Raw genomic sequence first — 17,861 nt, 5'->3', positions numbered from 1 at the left:
ACCGGTGCCGAATCCACCCAGGGGCGGCGGGGCACACCCGCGCGCGGCTCAGCCGCGGCGCAGCACGGTCCGCAGCACCTCGGTCAGCGTCCGCTCCGGGTCCGGCATCCGGCCTACCGAACGCCAGGCCACGAACCCGTCGGGCCGGACGAGTACCGCGCCCTCACCGGTCACGCCGTGCCGCTCGGCCCAGTCGGCGTCGGCCTCCGGGACGAGGTCGTCGTCCGATCCGCTGCCGACGCGGTAGGCCGCAAGCGGTACGGACAGCCCGGCCGCGACACGCGCCGCCGCCGGTGCCCAGACGGCGTCGCCCGAGCCGCTCAGCAGCACCATCGACTTCTCGTAGAGGTCCAGGAGTGAACGTCGCACACCGTCCTGCGTCACCCACATGTGCGGGGCCCGAGTGCCGGGTTCACCGGACAGCTGCATCCGCTCGGGCACGGTCGGCGCCGCGGGGTCGGCGCCCACGACCGCACCGGCGGTGTAGCGGTAGCCCAGTGCCACTGTGAGCACCCCGCTCTTTTTGCCACCGGCCGCCCCGGGCGGCGGCGCGTAGCCGGGGTGGCTGTGCTCCGCCGACCGCGAGGAGGCTCGCGCACCGGTCGCCTCGGCGACCGGTCGGCGCTCCGCGCCGTAGGTGTCGAGGAGACCGGGGCCCGCCCAGCCGCCCAGCACGGCCGCCAGCTTCCAGGCGAGGTTGTGCGCGTCCTGGATTCCGGTGTTGGAGCCGAACGCACCCGTCGGAGACATCTCGTGGGCCGAGTCCCCGGCGAGCAGGATCCGCCCCGTGCCGTAGCGTTCGGCCACCCTCTCGGCCGCATGCCACGGCGCCATGCCGGTGATCTCCACGTCGAGCTCGGGGGCCCCGACCGCGGCGCGGATGTGCTTCACGCACCGCTCGTCCGTGAACTCCTCCAGCGCCTCGCCCTGCTCGGGGTGCCAGGGGGCGTGGAAGACCCACTTCTCCCGGTTGTCCACGGGCAGCAGCGCACCGTCCGCCGTGGGGCCGGTGAGGTAGCAGGCGATGAAGCGCCGGTCGCCGACGATCCCGGCCAGTGCCTCGGAGCGGAAGGTGATGCTGACGTTGTGGAACAGCTCGCCGTGCCCCGTCTGGCCGATGCCCAGGGACTCGCGGACCGGACTGCGCGGCCCGTCCGCGGCGACCAGGTAGTCGGCCGCCACGGTCAGATGCTCACCGGTCTCCCGGTTCTTCACGACAGCGGTCACCGCGTTCGCGTCCTGCTCGAAGGAGCGCAGCTCGTGATGGAAGCGCAGGTCCCCGCCCAGTTCGCGGGCGCACTCCACCAGTACCGGCTCCAGGTCGTTCTGGCTGCACAGGCACCACCCGGACGGACTGAAGCGAGCCAGGCCACCACCCGGGTCGATCTCCTTGAAGAGCCATTCCTGCTCCTCCCCGGTCAGTGACGGGGCCTGCAGAATGCCGTGGTTCTCGGCCAGGACGGATGCGGCGTCACGGATCCGAGCCTCCGCCCCGGCCGTCCGGTAGAGCTCCATCGTGCGCACGTTGTTGCCGCGTCCACGGGGGTGATGAGAAGTGGAGGCGTGCTTTTCGACCAGCATGTGTCCGATGCCCAGCCGGCCCAGGAAAAGGGAGGCGGACAGGCCCACGAGGGAACCGCCCACGACGAGGACCGGCACACGGACGTCGACCTTCGGATCCATCAATCGCTCCAGTCGTTTCGAGCCGACGGTGATGAACGGGACGTGCAGGAACAGGACGTTCGCGGGCACCGGGCCGCCGTACGGACAGGGCCGCGGTTCCCGGTGCGGAACGGTGCCGGACCCGGCTCCGTTCCGAGCCGTGCGGACGGCCGTTCCGCGACTCCGGCAGACGTGCCGGTCGCCCCGCGCCGGAGCGGAATTCCGGGCCGGCGTATGGGTTGAATGTGCCCGGCCGCAGGACCGCTGATCAAGGTTCACTCCGATGGATCGCACATCTCGCGCCCCCGGGACTCGGGCCTACGATCAGTATCGGGCAACCACCGAAACCGGGATCTTTCTCACCTCTGGAGCCCAAGGAGCTCCGCCCCGGACCGGGGCGTATCACCGGCTCGGAATCCGGTCCCTCAACCGGAACGCCCTCATGTTGCACGGGCCTCCGGCCCACGACGCCCAGCACGTGGAGCCGAGTTCTGCCCCGAAGGAGAGAGATGAGGAAGATGACCACCGTCTCGGAAAAGGTCTCGCAGTCCGCCTTCGACGGCTCCCGGCTCCGGGTGATCCTGTTGCTGGATCTCCAGGATGGCGCCCAACAGCGGTTCATGGACGCCTACGAACATCTGCGCAGCCGGGTGGCATCCGTACCAGGGCACATCAGCGACCAGCTCTGCCAGTCGATCGAGAACCCCTCCCAGTGGCTGATCACCAGCGAATGGGAGAGCGCCCCGCCGTTCCTCGCCTGGGTGAACAGCGAGGACCACGTCGAGATGGTGCAGCCGCTGCACAGTTGCGTCCGCGACACCCGGTCGCTGCGTTTCAGTGTGCTGCGGGAGACCCCGGAACTCCCGGTCTACACCGAGGCGTCGGCGAGGAACCTGCAGGCCGCTCCCCGGGTCGGTGACGGCACGGTCCGGCACGCCCTCACCTTCACGGTGAGGCCCGGCAGCGAGGCGGACGTCGCCAAGATCCTCTCGGAGTACGATTCGCCGACGGCGCAGGTGGACGAGCACACCAGACTCCGGCGCACCTCGCTGTTCATGCACGGAAACCGGGTGGTCCGCGCCATCGAGGTCCAGGGCGACCTGGTCGCCGCGCTGCGGCACGTGGCCCGGCAGCCCGAGGTGCGCGCCGTGGAAGAGGCGGTCAACCCCTACCTGGAACAGGAACGCGACCTGGAGGACCCCGAGTCCGCCCGGGTGTTCTTCACCCGTGCCGCCCTGCCGGCGGTGCACCACGTGGCCCGGGGACAGTCGGAGACGGGGGTCGAGCGTCACGCGCTGTCCTACCCGGTCAAGCCGGACTGCGGGATGGCCGTGGCCCGGCTGCTGGCCCGTCAGGCCGAGCTGGCCGCGGACGACCCCGCCAGCCCGGTGATGGCCAGCACGATCCTCCAGCGTGACGACATCGTTGTCCGACTCATCGACATGCGCGGTCCCCTCGAGCGGGACCCCGTCAGCGCGCTCGGCCTCGACGGGCACCGCACCCCCGCTGTCCTGGGCCGGCTGCTGCGCCTCGAGGAGGACGACGATCTGGCGAGCGACCAGTCCGTTGCGCGGCTCCTCACACGCTGCGCCATGGAACCCGTCACCGACCGCCGGTCGGCCGACGCCTGACCCGACGCGTATGCGTCAGCCGCCGCCGGCCGCCGGTGCCGGCGTTGGCAGCTCCCCCTGGAGGTAGCTCTCATGACCACGCACCACCCCTGCATCGTGGACCTTGCAGCCACCGAGCCCAACCGCAGACGCGGCGGGGACCTGCGGGCGATGCTGACGCCCACGACGGTGGGCGCCACCAGCGGCTTCATGGGCATGGCCCTCGTGCAGCCCGGCGAGCGCATCGGCGAGCACTACCACCCGTACTCCGAGGAGTTCGTGTACGTCGTCAGTGGAGCGCTCGAGGTCGACCTGGACGGCGAGCCCCATTCGCTGAAGCCCGATCAGGGCCTGTACATCCCGGTCAACATGCGGCACCGCTTCCGCAACGTGGGGAAGACCGAGGCCCGTATGGTCTTCCATCTCGGCCCGCTGGCTCCCCGTCCCGAGCTCGGACACGTCGACACCGAGGAAACCGCGGCCGCGGCCCCCGCCGGGCCCCCGGACGAGCGGGTGGAGGCGAGATCATGACCCGTCGTGTGGCAGTCACCGGCCTCGGGGTCGTGGCTCCCGGCGGGATAGGCGTCCCCGCGTTCTGGGACATGCTCACAGCCGGGCGCACGGCGACCCGCGGCATCACCCTCTTCGACCCCACGGGCTTCCGGTCCCGTATCGCGGCCGAGTGCGACTTCGATCCGCACGCCCACGGGCTGGACGAGGAGGAGGTCGAACGCGCCGACCGCTACGTCCAGTTCGCCATGGTGGCCGCCGAGGAGGCCATCCGTGACGCCGGGCTCGATCCGGAGGCGGAGGACCCGTGGCGGATGGGGGTGTCGATGGGCACCGCCGTCGGAGGCACCACCCGGCTGGAGAACGACTACGTCGAGGTGAGCGAGTCGGGCGCGCGGTGGGACGTCGATCACCGGCCGGCCGGCCCGCACCTGCACCGGGCGTTCTCCCCCAGCGCCCTGGCCTCCGAGGTCGCGGAGCAGATCGGCGCCCACGGTCCGGTGCAGACCGTCTCCACGGGATGCACCTCCGGCCTGGACGCCGTGGGTTACGCCTTCCACGCGATCGAGGAGGGGAAGGTCGACGTCTGTCTCGCCGGCGCCTCCGACTCCCCGATCTCGCCCATCACCGTGGCCTGTTTCGATGCGATCAAGGCGACCTCCCCGAGCAACGACGACGCCGAGCACGCCTCCCGGCCGTTCGACGCCCGGCGGAACGGCTTCGTCATGGGCGAGGGCGGGGCCGTGCTGGTTCTTGAGGAACTCGAGCACGCCCGCAGGCGCGGCGCGCGCATCTACTGCGAGATCCGCGGCTACGCCACCTTCGGCAACGCCTATCACATGACCGGTCTGACCAAGGACGGCCTGGAGATGGCGGAGGCCATCGACACGGCGCTCGACCATGCCCGCATCGACAGCTCCGAGGTCGATTACGTCAACGCCCACGGCTCCGGGACCCAGCAGAACGACCGGCACGAGACGGCGGCCGTCAAACGCTCGCTGGGTGCGCGTGCCTACTCGGTGCCGATGAGTTCCATCAAGTCCATGGTCGGTCACTCGCTCGGAGCGATCGGGGCCATCGAGCTGGCAGCGTGCACCCTGGCGCTCGCCCACGGTGTCGTGCCGCCGACAGCCAACTACGAGACCCCGGACCCGGAGTGCGACCTCGACTACGTGCCGCGGACCGCGCGCTCGCTGCCTTTGCGCACCGTTCTGTCGGTGGGGAGCGGCTTCGGCGGGTTCCAGTCGGCGGTCGTGCTGAACCGGACAGGCGGGAGAACACGATGAGTTCGCAAGGGCCACGACGGGCCGTCGTCACGGGAATCGGGGTCGTCGCCCCCAACGGCACCAGCACGGAAGCCTTCTGGAAGGCGACGCAGGAGGGAGTCAGCGTCCTCGACCGGGTCAGCCGGGAGGGGTGCGGTCATCTGCCCCTCCAGGTGGCCGGAGAGGTGCGCGGGTTCGACCCGGGCGCGGTGATCGAGGAGCGCTACCTCGTCCAGACCGACCGCTTCACCCACTTCGCGATGGCTGCCGCCGGCCTTGCACTGGAGGACGCCCGGCTGGACGCGCAGTCCCACGGCTCGCCGTTCGCGCTCGGCGTCGTCACTGCAGCCGGGTCCGGCGGCGGTGAGTTCGGTCAGCGTGAACTCCAGCGGTTGTGGGGCCAGGGCTCCCGCTACGTCGGCCCGTACCAGTCCATCGCCTGGTTCTACGCCGCGAGCACCGGCCAGATCTCCATCCGCGGAGGGTTCAAGGGGCCGTGCGGAGTCGTCGCCAGTGACGAGGCGGGAGGCCTGGACGCCCTCGCGCACGCGGCCCGGAACATCCGGCGCGGCACCGACGCGGTGGTCGTCGGCGCCGCGGAGGCGCCGCTGGCCCCGTACTCGATCGTCTGCCAGCTGGGCTATCCCGACCTCAGTGCGTCCGGCGACCCGGCACGCGCCTATCTGCCGTTCACCTCCGAGGCCTGCGGCTTCGTTCCCGCCGAGGGCGGCGCGATGCTGGTGGTCGAGGAGGAGTCGGCGGCGCGGGCCCGCGGAGCGGCGGTGCGGGCCGTCGTGGCGGGTCATGCCGCGACGTTCACCGGGGCGTCCGATTGGGAGAAGTCGCGTGACGGACTCGCTCAGGCGATCCGGCAGGCCCTGGAGGAGGCGCAGTGCGCCCCCGAAGAGGTCGACGTGGTCTTCGCCGACGCTCTCGGTGTGCCGGAGGCGGACCGGGCGGAGGCGCTGGCGATCGCGGATGCGCTCGGGGCGTGGGCGGGGAACGTCCCGGTGAGTGCGCCCAAGACGGGAACGGGGCGTGCGTACTGCGGTGCCCCGGTCCTGGATGCGTCCGCCGCAGTCCTGGCCATGGAGCACGGTCTGGTCCCCCCCACCCCCAACGTGATCGACATCTGCCACGACATCGATCTCGTGACGACCCGGGCCCGCCCGGCCGAGCTGCGCACCGCCCTGGTCCTGTCCCGCGGGCTCATGGGCTCCAATGCCGCCCTCGTCCTGCGGGCCGGCGACGGGAACCCCTCTTGACAAGGAGAAGCGCCATGACGACTCATCTGACCTTCGACGAGCTGGCCGCACTGATGAAGAGCGGCGCCGGTGTCACCGTGGACCCGAAGGTGCTCGAAGCCCGGACCGAGGCCACGTTCGCGGACTACGGCCTCGACTCCCTCGGGCTCCTCGGCATCGTGGGCGAGCTCGAGAACCGGAGCGGCAGCCCCATGCCTCCGGACGCCGAACAGTCCAGGACGCCGCACGAATTCGTCGGCCTCATCAATTCCGTGCTCACCGCTGGAGCGTGACATGCCCGGACACACCGAGAACGAGATCAGCATCAAGGCGCCCGTGGACCTGGTCTGGAACATGACCAACGACCTCGAACGGTGGCCGCAGTTGTTCAGCGAGTACGCGGCGGTCGAGGTCCTCTCCCGCGAGGGCGACCGGACCACCTTCCGGCTCACCATGCACCCCGATGAGAACGGCAAGGTCTGGAGCTGGGTCTCCGAACGCATCACCGACCGCGAGTCGCTCACGGTGCAGGCCCGCCGCATCGAGCCGGGGCCGTTTCACCACATGGACATCCGGTGGGAGTACTCGGAGCTCCCCACGGGTTCGCGCATGCGCTGGATCCAGGACTTCGCGATGAACCCTCAGGCGCCGGTCGACGACGCCGGCATGACGGACATGATCAACCGCAACTCCCGTGTCCAGATGGCCCTCATCCGGGACAAGGTCGAAAAGCGCGCCGCCGCCATGAGCTGACGGCCTCGTCCGCCCGGCCCCTCGCGCGATGCGTGCGCACGGGGCCGGGCGCCATTCAAGCGGGCCCTCCGGCCCATGAGCGAAGGGACGCCTCATGCACCGCGCACTGATCGTCGCCCGGATGAAGCCCGGCTCCGCCCGGGACATCGCCCGGATCTTCGCCGAATCGGACCGCGGAGAGCTGCCGCGCATGGTCGGCGTGACCGGCCGCAGCCTCTTCCAGTTCGGCGACGTCTACCTGCATCTGATCGAGGCCGACCGGGCACCGGGGCCCGCTGTCGCCAAGGTCGCCGACCACCCCGAGTTCCGGGACGTCAGTGACCGGCTGTCGTCCTTCGTCGAGGCGTACGACCCGGACACGTGGGCCGGCCCGAAGGATGCGATGGCCCACGAGTTCTACCGGTGGGAGGCCGCGAGCGGCACGTGACACGGGTCGTCGGAATCCGGGCGGGCGCCGGGCGGCAGGACCGCCCGGCGCCCGCCCGTTCGCATCCGCTGCCGTGGGCCTCAGCCGTCGACGAACAGCTGGATCACGGAGACCACGAGGCTCAGCAGGGCGGCGAGTTCGGCGAGCACGGTCATCGGCCGGGCCCTCGGAGCGTCGGCGACGGCCACCGGCGGGAGATCACCGGCGGGGGTGGACCCGCTGCCGTAGGCCATGCCGGGCGCGGGGGCAGGTGCTGTGACCGGAGCGGGACCGGAGTCGGGCGGGGTGGCCGGGCCGCCTCCGCCCGGGGGCTGATGTGCCCGGTCCGGGCCGGGGGAGGAACCGAAGTCGAGGTCCTGGTTCCCGTCCGTGCCGGGTGCCGGCTTTTGCAGGGGGGCCGGTGTTCCGTCCGGTCGCCGCAGCCGGCGCCGGGCCGCCACCAGCAGGAAGACGGACAAAAGGGCCAGCACGGCGGAGACCACGACGAACACCCACGACGTGCCGCCCGGGGCGGACCACGGGAAGCAGGCCAGGGCGACGAGCATGGCCGCCGTGGCGATCCAGAGGTCCCGCCCGGCCCGCTGGTCGACGTCGCGTAGGGATGACACGGATTCCCCCCGGGGATCGGTTTGCGTTGACGGAGTGATGATGCCGTGTCGTCCAGGGCACGCCAACAGCCGGTCCCCCATGGCCGGTTGCTGCTACCGCATGCCGCAGGGCACATCCGGCGGATGTGCCCTGCGGACGACGCACAAGCCGGCCTCGTTCAGGCGGGGACGGTGCTGTCGAACGCGTGCAGGAAACCGTTGACCTGGCGGATGTCACCGACCTGGAGGCCGCTCTGCTCCATCCGCTCGGTCATGCTCTGCATGGTGTGCTTGCCACCACCGACGTTGAGGAGCAGCAGCAGGTCCATGGCCGTCGTGAACTTCATCGACAGGCTGTCGTCGACCAGGTTCTCGATCACCACCACGCGGGCACCGGGCCGGGCGGCCGCGATGACGTTGCGCAGGGTCCTGCGGGTGCTCTCGTCGTCCCATTCGAGGATGTTCTTGATGATGTACAGATCGGCCTCGACCGGGATGTTCCGACGGCAGTCTCCGCCGACGACCTGGGCTCGTGCGGCGAGGGGCCCGCCCTCCCGGAGACGGGAGTCGGCGTTCGCCACCACACTCGGCAGGTCCAGCAGGGTGCCGTGCACCTCGGGGTGCTTCTCCAGCAGGCTGGCGAGAACGAGTCCCTGACCGCCGCCGATGTCCGCGATGGACGAGACCCCTTCGAGGTCGAGGAACTCCGCGATGTCCCTGGCCGACTGCCTGCTCGAGGTGGTCATGGCTCTGTCGAAGACATGGGCCGACTCGGGAGCGTCGTTGTTCAGGTAGTCGAAGAATTCCTTGCCGTACAGGTCGTGGAAGACGTGCTTCCCCGTCCGCACGGCCTCGTCCAGCCGCGGCCACGCCTCCCAGGTCCACGGCTCGGTGCACCACAGCGCGATGTAGCGAAGGCTGCCCGGCGTGTCCTCCCGCAGCAGACGTGACATCTCGGTGTGGGCGAACCGCCCGTCCGCGGTCTCCTCGAAGATCCCGTGCGCGGACAGTGCGCGGAGCAGCCTCTTCAGGGGCTGTGCCTCGGTCTTCACCGAGGCGGCCAGTTCCTTCGGAGCGGCCGGTGCGTCCCCGAGCGCGTCGGCGACACCCAGCCTGGCTGCAGCCCGCACCGCCCCGGCGAATGCCGCGCCGAATACGAGTTCCCGAAGTCGCACCGCTGGTGCGGGAGTTGGGTCAACGGTGGTCATGCCGCCTCGATTCTCGGAGGGACGGAGGACGTACCGGTCAGCACCGGCCCGTGGGTTCCGAAACCGTGCAGGAATTGCGGGTGAACCGGTTCCCGGTCCCGGTGTCCCGGTCGGCCAGGTCGGCGGGCAGGTTGCGCTGCGCCATGTTGTCCCGGATGACGTTGTTGCTGTTGGGTGCACCCACGAAGCTCTTGAAGAGGACGATGCCGCCGGACAGCGGTGAGGAGCCGTTGTTGTCCGCGACGAAGTTCCGGGAGACCGTCGTGTCCTGGGCGCCGGTCAGGACGATGCCGGCGCCCTGGATGGCGGGCAGCCGGCTGTTGCCGGCGCAGAACTTGTTGTTCTTGTAGACGATGTTGCTGCGGATCGTCATGTCGCCCGCCGCCGGGACGCCTTCGTCGCCGACCACGAACACGCCACCGCAGTTGCCGCTGATGGTGTTGTGGTGGACGGACAAGTTCCGGATCCGCCGCAGGGTGACGCCGATCCGGTTGCCTGTCAGATCGTTGTCGCGGACCACGGCACCCTTGGTGTCGGTGGCGCCGCCCTCACGGTCGATCGTGTTGGCGAGGAAGATCCCGGACTCGACGTTGTTCCTGGCGGTGTTGTTGCGGAAGTACCCGCGGGTCGACCGTTCCTGGGCGATGCCCCACTGCCCGTTGTAGCGGGCGGTGACACCGCGGACCGTCATGCTGTCGGTGCGCGTGGCCCAGATGCCGTTCTTCTTGAAGGAGGAGACGACCAGCGAGCGGATGCTGACATTCCGCAACGGCTTGCTGTCCGTGCCGGTGACGCAAATGCCGTTGCCGGCCTTGGCGCAGGCGTTCTTGGCCTTCTTGGTGCTCGGCTTGAGCACGGTCGCCGAGCCGGAGCCGCGGAGCGTCACACCGGACTTCTTGATCTGGACGCTCTCCCGATAGGTGCCGGGGAAAACGATCACGGTGTCGCCCGCCCGGGCGGCGTTCACCGCCTTCTGGATCGACTCTCCGGAATGGACGAGGTGGACATCCGACGCATGTGCCGCAGGTGCTGCGGCCAGGCCGGCGACCATGGCGGCCGCCACCCAGCCGATGAACGTTACCTGGTGTTTTGTCATGGGTTTGAAGCTATGGGCAGGATCCTTCCCTCGCCACCGGTGGTGGCCAAATGGCTACATGGGGTCCGGAGTCGGGGGGACCGGGCCCCGTCTCCGTCCGTCCGCCGGAGGAGCGGCTGCGGTCGCAGCGCCCTCCGGGTCCGGTTCGCCGGATGCCGCTGCGCCGGGGGAGCGACGCCGCGGAGCGGGTGCCGCGGGGAACGGCTCCGTCGCGAACAGGGCCTCCAGTCGGGAGGGAAGGAACCACGGGCGAGCAGCAGGAACGGTCATGCACGGCGAACGGTTCAGCGGGCCTCCACGACACCGTCCGGGCGCCCCGGCCCCTGATCATCACCCGAACGGCCCCGGCGGATCCCGTCGACCCCGTTCCCGGCCGAGGCCGAGGCCCGTGCACGGACTGTCGGTCCCCGCCGATACCGTAGGGAAACGCCGGCGACGGGTTCCCGGCCCTGCACATGAGCGGAAACCAGGGGGAGACATGCGGCTCGGAGCCACGGCTTGAGGATTCTGCACACATCGGACTGGCACCTCGGCCGGTCCTTCCACCGGGTGAACATGCTGCCCGCGCAGGCTGCCTTCATCGACCATCTCGTGGAGACTGTCCGGTCACGCCGGGTCGACGCCGTGCTCGTCGCCGGCGACGTCTACGACCGCGCCGTGCCGCCCCTGGCCGCCGTGGAGCTGTACGACGACGCGCTCCACCGGCTCGCCGACCTCGGCGTACCGACCGTGATGATCTCCGGGAACCACGACTCCGCCCGGCGCCTGGGCGTGGGCGCCGGCCTCTTCGAGCGCGCCGGTATCCATCTGCGCACCGACCCCGCGGGCTGCTCCACCCCCGTCGTGCTCGCGGACGACCACGGCGACGTGGTCCTCTACGGGCTGCCCTACCTCGAACCCGCCCTGGCCCGCGAGAAGTTGGGAGCGGCACGGGTGAGCCACACCGCGGTGCTCTCCGCGGCCATGGACCGGGTGCGCGCCGACCTGGCCGACCGCCCCGCGGACACCCGCTCCGTCGTGCTCGCCCATGCCTTCGTGAGCGGCGGCGCCGGCAGCGACAGCGAACGCGACATCACGGTGGGCGGTGTCGCGGCCGTACCGCCCGAGGTGTTCGACGGCGTCGACTACGCCGCGCTCGGGCATCTGCACGGCTGCCAGAGCATCACCGGGCGGGTCCGCTACTCGGGCTCCCCCCTCGCCTACTCCTTCTCCGAGGCCGGCCACCGCAAGAGCATGTGGCTGGTCGAACTCGGCCCGGACGGCTCCCTGGACGCCGAGCGAGTCGACTGCCCCGTACCCCGTCGTCTGGTCCGGCTCCAGGGACGCCTCGAGGACCTCCTGGCCGATCCGGCGCTCGAGTGCCACCAGGAGTCGTGGGTCGAGGCGACCCTCACCGACCCGGCGCGCCCGGCCGAGCCGATGGCCCGGCTCACCCGCCGCTTCCCCCACGTGCTGAACCTCCGCTTCGCTCCGGAGCGTCCGCCGGAGGACCGGTCGTCCTCCTACGCGGGACGCGTGGGCGGGCGCACCGACGAGCAGATCGCGGAGGACTTCGTGGGACACGTCCGAGGCGGTGCGGGCCCCGACGAACAGGAGCGGGCCGTGCTGCGTGAGGTACTCGAGAGTGTCCGCGTGCAGGACATCGTGAAGGAGATCGCACGGTGAGGCTGCACCGGCTGGAGGTGACGGCTTTCGGACCGTTCGCCGGCACGCAGCGCATCGATTTCGACGAACTGTCCGCGGCGGGCCTCTTCCTCCTGCACGGTCCGACCGGGGCCGGCAAGACCTCCGTCCTGGATGCCGTCTGCTTCGCGCTCTACGGCAGCGTCCCCGGCGCCCGGCAGAGCGGCCAGGGCCTGCGCAGCGACCACGCCGAGCAGTCCGTCGCCACCGAGGTCGCCCTCGAACTCACCGTCGCCGAACGGCGGTTGGAGATCACGCGGCGCCCCGAGCAGTCCCGGCCCAAGAAGCGTGGGACCGGTCTGACCCGCGACAAGGCCCACACCGCCCTGCGGGAGCTGCGCAACGGGCAGTGGACCGCGCTGAGCCGTTCGCACCAGGAGATCGGTGAGGAGATCACCCAGCTCCTGGGCATGAGCAAGGAGCAGTTCTGCCAGGTCGTCCTGCTGCCGCAGGGCGACTTCGCCCGTTTCCTGCGCTCCGATGCCGAGGCACGGGGACGCCTGCTCGGTGCCCTGTTCGACACCGGCCGGTTCTCCGCCGCCGAGGACCGTCTCGCCGAACTGCGGCGCACCGCCGAGAAACGCGTGCGCCACGGCGACGACCGGCTGCTCGCACGCGCCCACCGGATGGCGCAGGCCGCCACGGGCACGGCGTCGGCTCCGCTGCCGGACCGCACTCCGGGCGAACCGGGCTTCGCCGAGGAACTGCTCACCTGGGCCTGCCTGGCCCGGGTCGACGCCCGCGAGGCCAGGGACATCGCCAGGACCGCGGTGGAGGCGGCCGAAGAGGAGCACCGGGCGGCGCAGCAGGGCGCCGAGGACGCCCGCGAACTCGCCCGTCTCCAGCAGCGCCGTGCCGACGTCCTGCGCCGCCGTGCCGCCCTCGCTGCCGGCCGGGAGGAGCACGAGCGGATCAGCGCCCGCCTGGAACGCGCAGAGCAGGCCCAACGCGTCCTTCCCGCACTGGAATTCAGAGCGGCCGCCGAACGCGACCAGCAGGCCGCCGTCGCCGCTGTGGACCGGAGCCGGCAGCGGCTCCCCGGGGAACTCGCCGAGGCGGGCGCGGACCGACTCGAGGCTGTGGAGCACCGGCTCCGCGAGGAACTCGGCGAACTCTCGGCGGCCCGGCGGAGCGAACAGCGGGTCGCCGAGCTCGCCGTCGAGCTCGCCGGACTCGACCGCCAGGCGCACGCCGACGACGAGCTGCTCCACGAGGCCGACGCGTGGCTCGCCGGATGGTACAGCAGCCGTGATGAACTGCGGCGACGGGTCGAGGAGGCACAGGAGGCAGCCACTCGGGCCGAGCAGCTCGGTGCCGTAGTCGAGCCGGAACTGCGCAGGCTGGAGGCGGCGCAGCGCCGCGACGACCTCGCCGCGGAGCTGCCGGAGGCGGAGGAACGCTTCCAGCGGGCCCGCCGCAGCGCGGGCGACGCGCACGAGCGCTGGCTCGACCTGCGGGAGCGCCGGCTGCAGGGCATCGCCGCGGAACTGGCCGCCGAGCTGGGTCCCGGGGACGCCTGCGCGGTGTGCGGCTCCACCGAACATCCCCGCCCGGCGCGTGCCGTCCCCGGCCAGGCGAACCGCGAGGCCGAGGAAGCGGCGCTGGCGGAACACCGCCGGGCGGAGGGAGCACGCGAGGACGCCGACCGGGAGTTGCGCTCGCGGCGGGAATCGCTCGCCGCGGCCGACTCGGCAGCCGGAGGGGAGGAGACAGCCCGGATCCGGTCCGCCGTCGCGGAGTTGCAGCGCTCCTACATCCGGGCCCGGCATGCCGCGGGGGACCTGCATGCGGCCCGCGAGGCGGCCGACCGCGGCGAGCGGGAGCGGGAACACCGCCTCGAGCAGCGGCGCCGGGCCGAGCAGCGGGCCGCCGCACGGACCTCGCGCCGCGAGGCCCTGACCGCCGAACAGGCTTCGCTGGAAGCCGAGTTGTCCCGCGTCGGAGCCGGACCCGCGGGTGTCACCGCACGCGCCGGGGATCTGGAACGGCGCGCCGACGCGGTGGCCCGCGCCGCCGTGGCCGTCCGGGCTGCGGAGGAATCGGCCCAGCGGCTGAAGGAGGCGGACGCGCGGCTCGCGGATGCCGCCTCCCGGGCCGGATTCGAGAACCCGCGTGCCGCCGCCGACGCCGTACTGGACGACGCCCGGTGGCGTGAACTGCGCTCCCGCGCCGAGGCACGGCGTGCGGAACAGGCGTTCGTGGAAGCGGAGCTGGCCGACCCGGGCCCGGCCGAGGCCGCGGTCCTCCCGCCTGCGGATCCCGCGGCGGCCCTGACCGTGGCGGAGGCGGCCACCCGCAGGTTGCGCGAGGCGTCGGCCGTGGACGCCGCCGCCCGCGAACGGTGCACCGAACTGGACCGGCTCTCCGATGAGGCCGTGGCCGACGCGCGCCGGCTCGCCCCGCTGCGGGAGGAGTTCGAACGGCTCGCGCGGCTCGCGTCGCTCGCCGCCGGCACCTCCGCGGAGAACGAGCGCAGAATGCGGCTCGAGGCGTATGTCCTCGCCGCCCGGCTCGAGCAGGTCGCCGCCGCGGCCGGCGAACGTCTGGAGCGCATGTCCTCGGGCCGTTACACGCTCGTCCACTCGGATGCCCGGTCGAGCGGCCGCGGCCGGTCGGGACTCGGACTGCGCGTCATCGACGCCTGGACCGGAACCGAGCGCGACACCGCGACCCTGTCCGGCGGTGAGACGTTCTTCGTCTCCCTCGCCCTCGCTCTCGGCCTTGCGGACGTGGTGACGGACGAGGCCGGAGGGGTGCGGCTGGACACCCTGTTCATCGACGAGGGTTTCGGCAGTCTCGACGAACAGACCCTCGACGAGGTGCTGGACGTCCTGGATGCGCTCCGCGAGCGCGACCGGGCCGTGGGCATCGTCAGTCACGTCCCGGAGCTCAGGCAGCGGGTCCCCGCCCGGCTGGAGGTCGCCAAGGCCCGCAACGGGTCGGCGGTCCGCCAGCGGACCGTGGGCGCAGAGAGCTGAACGTTCGCCGTCAGCGGGCCAGTTCGAAGGCCATCAGGGCGCCGCGGTCCTCGACCCGGCGGTACCCCGCTCGCTCCAGGACCCGCTGGGACGGCACATTGTGCGCCTCGGTCGTCGCCACTACCCGCTCCACCTCCGGCTGCCGCAGCGCCCAGGCGGACAGGAGCCGTACGGCTTCGGTGGCCAAGCCCGAGCCGCGCGCGGACGAGGTCAGGTCGTAGCCGATCTCCACGGTCCCCTCGGCCGGGGGGCTGTGGAATCCGATCCCCCCGACGGCCGCCGAGTCCTCGGTGCGCCGGACCACGAACAGGCCCCGGCCGGGCCGGTGAACGCCGGCCGCGGCGGCGCGCAGGGTCATCCCGGCCGCGACGACCGTGCCCTCGCCGGGTACGCCGTCCACCCAGATCAGATCGCCCGGTTCGCCGAGGGCAAGGAACCGTGCGTCTTCGGGGGTCTGCTCGCGCAGCATCACACGTTCGCCGGCGAGGACCAGGCGGCCGCCGTCGTCCGTGGCATGGATCTCCAACGAGTGCTCCTCATCGAGTTGTCTTGCAGGGTGCCGGTGGCCGGTGGTGTCAGAGCCGGGACAGCTCCTCGACGAGGTCGTCGAGTCCGAGCGCGCCCAGCGACAGGGCGGCCATGTGCCACTGCTTCAGGTCGAAGGCATTGCCGTGGGCCCGCCGGGCGGCGTCCCGTCCGGCGAGCCATGCCCGTTCGCCGAGCTTGTAGCCGATGGCCTGGCCGGGCATGCCCAGATACCGGACCAGCTCGCTGTCGACGAACTCGGCCGAGCGGCTGCAGTGCAGGCCGAAGAACTCACGGCCGAGCTCCGGCGTCCACCGCTCACCGGGACGGAACGGCGAGTGCGCCGGGATCCGAAGCTCCAGATGCATGCCGATGTCGACGACCACCCGCAGGGCCCGCATCATCTGCGCGTCGAGACAGCCCAGCCTGCGCGCCGGATCGCCGAGGAAGCCCAGCTCGTCCATCAGCCGCTCGGCGTACAGGGCCCAGCCCTCCGAGTTGGCGCTGACCTGGCCGACCGTCGCCTGGTAGCGGGAGAGCCGGCCGGCGACGTGCACCCACTGGGCCAGCTGAAGATGATGACCCGGAACCCCTTCGTGGTACCACGTCGACACCAGGTCGTAGACCGGGAACCGGGTCTCGCCCAGCGTCGGCAGCCAGGTCCGACCGGGCCGGCTGAAGTCCTCGGAGGGCGCGGTGTAATACGGGGCGGCCGCACTACCGGGCGGCGCGATGCGTGACTCCACCCGCTTGACCCGGTCGGCGAGTTCGAAGTGCACGCCGTCCAGCGCCGCGATGGTCTCGTCCATCAGCCGCTGGAGCCAGACCCGGGTCTCCTCGACGCCCTCGATGTGCTCACCGTGCTCGTCGAGGTGGCGCAGCGCCTTCCACGGGTCGGTCGCGCCGGGCAGGACCTTCTCCGCCGCCGAGCGCATCTCGGCGTGCAGTCGGTGGAACTCCGACCAGCCGTACGCGTAGGCCTCGTCCAGGTCCAGGTCCGTGCCGTTCCACTTCCGGGACCAGCGTGCGTACCGCTCACGGCCCACGACGTCCGGTGCGTCCTGCACCGCGGGCCCGTAGGTGTCCGCAAGCCAGCTGCGCAGTTCCGCCAGTGCGGTGGTGGCGACCGCTGCCGACCGGTCCAGATCCGCGCGCAGCCGCTCCGGTCCCTGTGCCGCGAAGCTCCCGAACCAGCCCGCGTCCTTACCGATCCACTCGTGCAACTGGGCGATGACGGCCGTCACTTGGCGGGGACCGCCCGGCAGCCCCCGGCTCAGACCCTCGGCCAGCGAGGCACGATAGCCCTCCAGCGCCGCCGGAACGCCGCGCATCCGCCGGTCGATCGCGCTCCAGTCGTCCGCGGTCTGCGTCGGGGCCACGGTGAAGACACTGCGCACGGTGTGCAGCGGAGAGCGGATGTTGCTGACGGCACGCAGCGGTTCACCGGATTCGCGCACGGCGAGGTCGGCGGTCAGCCGCTCCCGGAGGAGCCGTGCGCACCGCCGCTCCTCCTCGGCAGCCGCTCCCGGCAGCCGCTCGGCCCCGGCCAGCCGCTCCAGCGTCGCCCGCGCCAGCCGGGCATGCGCCTCCTCGCCTGCGGGGGAGAAGTCGGGGAGCGCATCGGCGCTCTCCGGCACACCGAGGTAGGTGCCGAGGGCCGGGTCGAGTTCGACCAGATCGTGGACGTAGGAGTCGGCGACCTGACGGGGCAGCTGATGGCTCGCGATGTCGGACATGACGACATCCTCACGCCCGACGAGCCCCCGTGTCAGCGCCTTTACGTTTGTGTGCGCACCTGACCGGACCCGGACGGTGCACCGGTCCGGGGCGGCAGCAGGGGGCCGCACTCCCACTGCTGGAAGATCAGCCGGGTCTCCACCCGTGCGACCTCGCGCTGCGCCGTGAACTCGTCGAGGACGAGCCGCTGCAGATCGGACGTACCGGTCACCGCGACGTGCACCAGATAGTCGTCCGGGCCGGTCAGATGGAACAGCGCCCGCGACTCCGGCAGCGCCCGGATGCGTTCGACGAACGGCCCGATGAGCTCCCTGCGGTGGGGCCGGACCTGCACCAGCAGCAGCGCCTCCAGCCCCCGCCCCAGCTTCCCCGGATCGAGGCGCAGTTCGTGGCCGAGGATCACGCCGGAACGCCGCAGCCGCGTCACCCGGTCCAGGCACGTCGACGGGGCCACGCCGACCTCGGCCGCCAGGTCGCGGTAGGTGGTCCGGGCGTCGTTCTGGAGCAGGCTCAGGATGCGCAGATCCACCGGATCAAGAGCGACGGAACCGTCCATTGGCCGAACATAGCACGGGA

16 protein-coding genes are annotated in these 17,861 nt (G+C 71.6%); 9 read left to right on the top strand and 7 right to left on the bottom strand.

The genetic code is table 11. The annotated features are described in order from the left end of the window. Positions 1 to 48: 48 nt before the first annotated feature. On the bottom strand, positions 49 to 1,683 hold the full coding sequence (locus M1E25_RS08515) for an FAD-dependent oxidoreductase (RefSeq protein ID WP_251412318.1): 1,635 nt from the start codon (positions 1,681 to 1,683) through the stop codon (positions 49 to 51). Positions 1,684 to 2,180: 497 nt separating this feature from the next. Between M1E25_RS08515 and M1E25_RS08510 the strand changes: the two genes are divergently transcribed. From M1E25_RS08510 to M1E25_RS08480, 7 genes are all read left to right on the top strand, one after another. Beyond that, on the top strand, positions 2,181 to 3,293 hold the full coding sequence (locus M1E25_RS08510) for a TcmI family type II polyketide cyclase (RefSeq protein WP_251412316.1): 1,113 nt from the start codon (positions 2,181 to 2,183) through the stop codon (positions 3,291 to 3,293). 72 nt (positions 3,294 to 3,365) lie between these two features. Next, on the top strand, positions 3,366 to 3,803 hold the full coding sequence (locus tag M1E25_RS08505; RefSeq protein ID WP_251412149.1) for a cupin domain-containing protein: 438 nt from the start codon (positions 3,366 to 3,368) through the stop codon (positions 3,801 to 3,803). Beyond that, positions 3,800 to 5,068, top strand: a complete 1,269-nt coding sequence (locus M1E25_RS08500; protein WP_251412147.1) for a beta-ketoacyl-[acyl-carrier-protein] synthase family protein — start codon at positions 3,800 to 3,802, stop codon at positions 5,066 to 5,068. Before M1E25_RS08505 ends, M1E25_RS08500 begins: the two co-directional genes overlap by 4 nt. Then, entirely contained in the window at positions 5,065 to 6,312 is a 1,248-nt protein-coding gene (locus M1E25_RS08495; protein WP_251412145.1) for a ketosynthase chain-length factor, read from the top strand. The genes M1E25_RS08500 and M1E25_RS08495 overlap by 4 nt, the downstream gene beginning before the upstream one ends. A 14-nt stretch (positions 6,313 to 6,326) precedes the next feature. Beyond that, positions 6,327 to 6,584: an acyl carrier protein gene (locus M1E25_RS08490; RefSeq protein ID WP_251412143.1), complete on the top strand. Its 258-nt coding sequence runs from the start codon at positions 6,327 to 6,329 to the stop codon at positions 6,582 to 6,584. Between the two features lies 1 nt (position 6,585). Further along, positions 6,586 to 7,044: an SRPBCC family protein gene (locus tag M1E25_RS08485; protein ID WP_251412141.1), complete on the top strand. Its 459-nt coding sequence runs from the start codon at positions 6,586 to 6,588 to the stop codon at positions 7,042 to 7,044. A gap of 94 nt (positions 7,045 to 7,138) precedes the next feature. After that, a complete protein-coding gene (locus M1E25_RS08480; RefSeq protein ID WP_251412139.1) occupies positions 7,139 to 7,471 on the top strand; it encodes a TcmI family type II polyketide cyclase in 333 nt (110 codons plus the stop codon). Positions 7,472 to 7,551: 80 nt separating this feature from the next. Here M1E25_RS08480 and M1E25_RS08475 read toward each other — a convergent pair whose 3' ends face one another. From M1E25_RS08475 to M1E25_RS08465, 3 genes are all read right to left on the bottom strand, one after another. Then, positions 7,552 to 8,079, bottom strand: a complete 528-nt coding sequence (locus M1E25_RS08475; protein WP_251412137.1) for a hypothetical protein — start codon at positions 8,077 to 8,079, stop codon at positions 7,552 to 7,554. 158 nt (positions 8,080 to 8,237) lie between these two features. Then, a complete protein-coding gene (locus M1E25_RS08470) occupies positions 8,238 to 9,266 on the bottom strand; it encodes a methyltransferase (RefSeq protein ID WP_251412125.1) in 1,029 nt (342 codons plus the stop codon). A 37-nt stretch (positions 9,267 to 9,303) separates the two neighbouring features. Then, on the bottom strand, positions 9,304 to 10,362 hold the full coding sequence (locus M1E25_RS08465) for a right-handed parallel beta-helix repeat-containing protein (protein WP_251412123.1): 1,059 nt from the start codon (positions 10,360 to 10,362) through the stop codon (positions 9,304 to 9,306). A gap of 498 nt (positions 10,363 to 10,860) precedes the next feature. On the opposite strand from M1E25_RS08465, the gene M1E25_RS08460 reads away from it, so the two are divergent. Both M1E25_RS08460 and M1E25_RS08455 read left to right on the top strand, forming a co-directional pair. Then, positions 10,861 to 12,027 carry an exonuclease SbcCD subunit D gene (locus tag M1E25_RS08460; RefSeq protein ID WP_251412121.1) on the top strand — a complete coding sequence of 389 codons (1,167 nt, stop codon included), beginning with the start codon at positions 10,861 to 10,863 and terminating at the stop codon, positions 12,025 to 12,027. Next, positions 12,024 to 15,023, top strand: coding sequence for an AAA family ATPase (locus M1E25_RS08455; RefSeq protein ID WP_251412118.1), 3,000 nt, complete (start codon positions 12,024 to 12,026; stop codon positions 15,021 to 15,023). Before M1E25_RS08460 ends, M1E25_RS08455 begins: the two co-directional genes overlap by 4 nt. 10 nt (positions 15,024 to 15,033) lie before the next feature. Here the strand turns inward: M1E25_RS08455 and M1E25_RS08450 are convergent, their stop codons facing one another. Genes M1E25_RS08450 through M1E25_RS08440 form a run of 3 tightly spaced genes read right to left on the bottom strand, consistent with a single transcriptional unit; the run spans position 15,034 to position 17,841 of the window. Continuing rightward, the gene (locus tag M1E25_RS08450; protein ID WP_251412115.1) at positions 15,034 to 15,549 is read right to left on the bottom strand and encodes a GNAT family N-acetyltransferase; all 516 of its coding nucleotides are present in this window, start codon (positions 15,547 to 15,549) and stop codon (positions 15,034 to 15,036) included. Between the two features lie 49 nt (positions 15,550 to 15,598). Then, positions 15,599 to 17,284, bottom strand: coding sequence for a DUF885 domain-containing protein (locus M1E25_RS08445; RefSeq protein ID WP_251412112.1), 1,686 nt, complete (start codon positions 17,282 to 17,284; stop codon positions 15,599 to 15,601). Positions 17,285 to 17,325: 41 nt separating this feature from the next. Further along, on the bottom strand, positions 17,326 to 17,841 hold the full coding sequence (locus tag M1E25_RS08440; protein ID WP_251412108.1) for an Lrp/AsnC family transcriptional regulator: 516 nt from the start codon (positions 17,839 to 17,841) through the stop codon (positions 17,326 to 17,328). Positions 17,842 to 17,861: the final 20 nt, after the last annotated feature.

This window comes from Streptomyces meridianus (genome assembly GCF_023703325.1).
Lineage (GTDB): Bacteria > Actinomycetota > Actinomycetes > Streptomycetales > Streptomycetaceae > Streptomyces > Streptomyces meridianus.
Note: the sequence above shows the minus strand (reverse complement) of the source record. Positions and strands in the feature narration are given on the sequence as shown.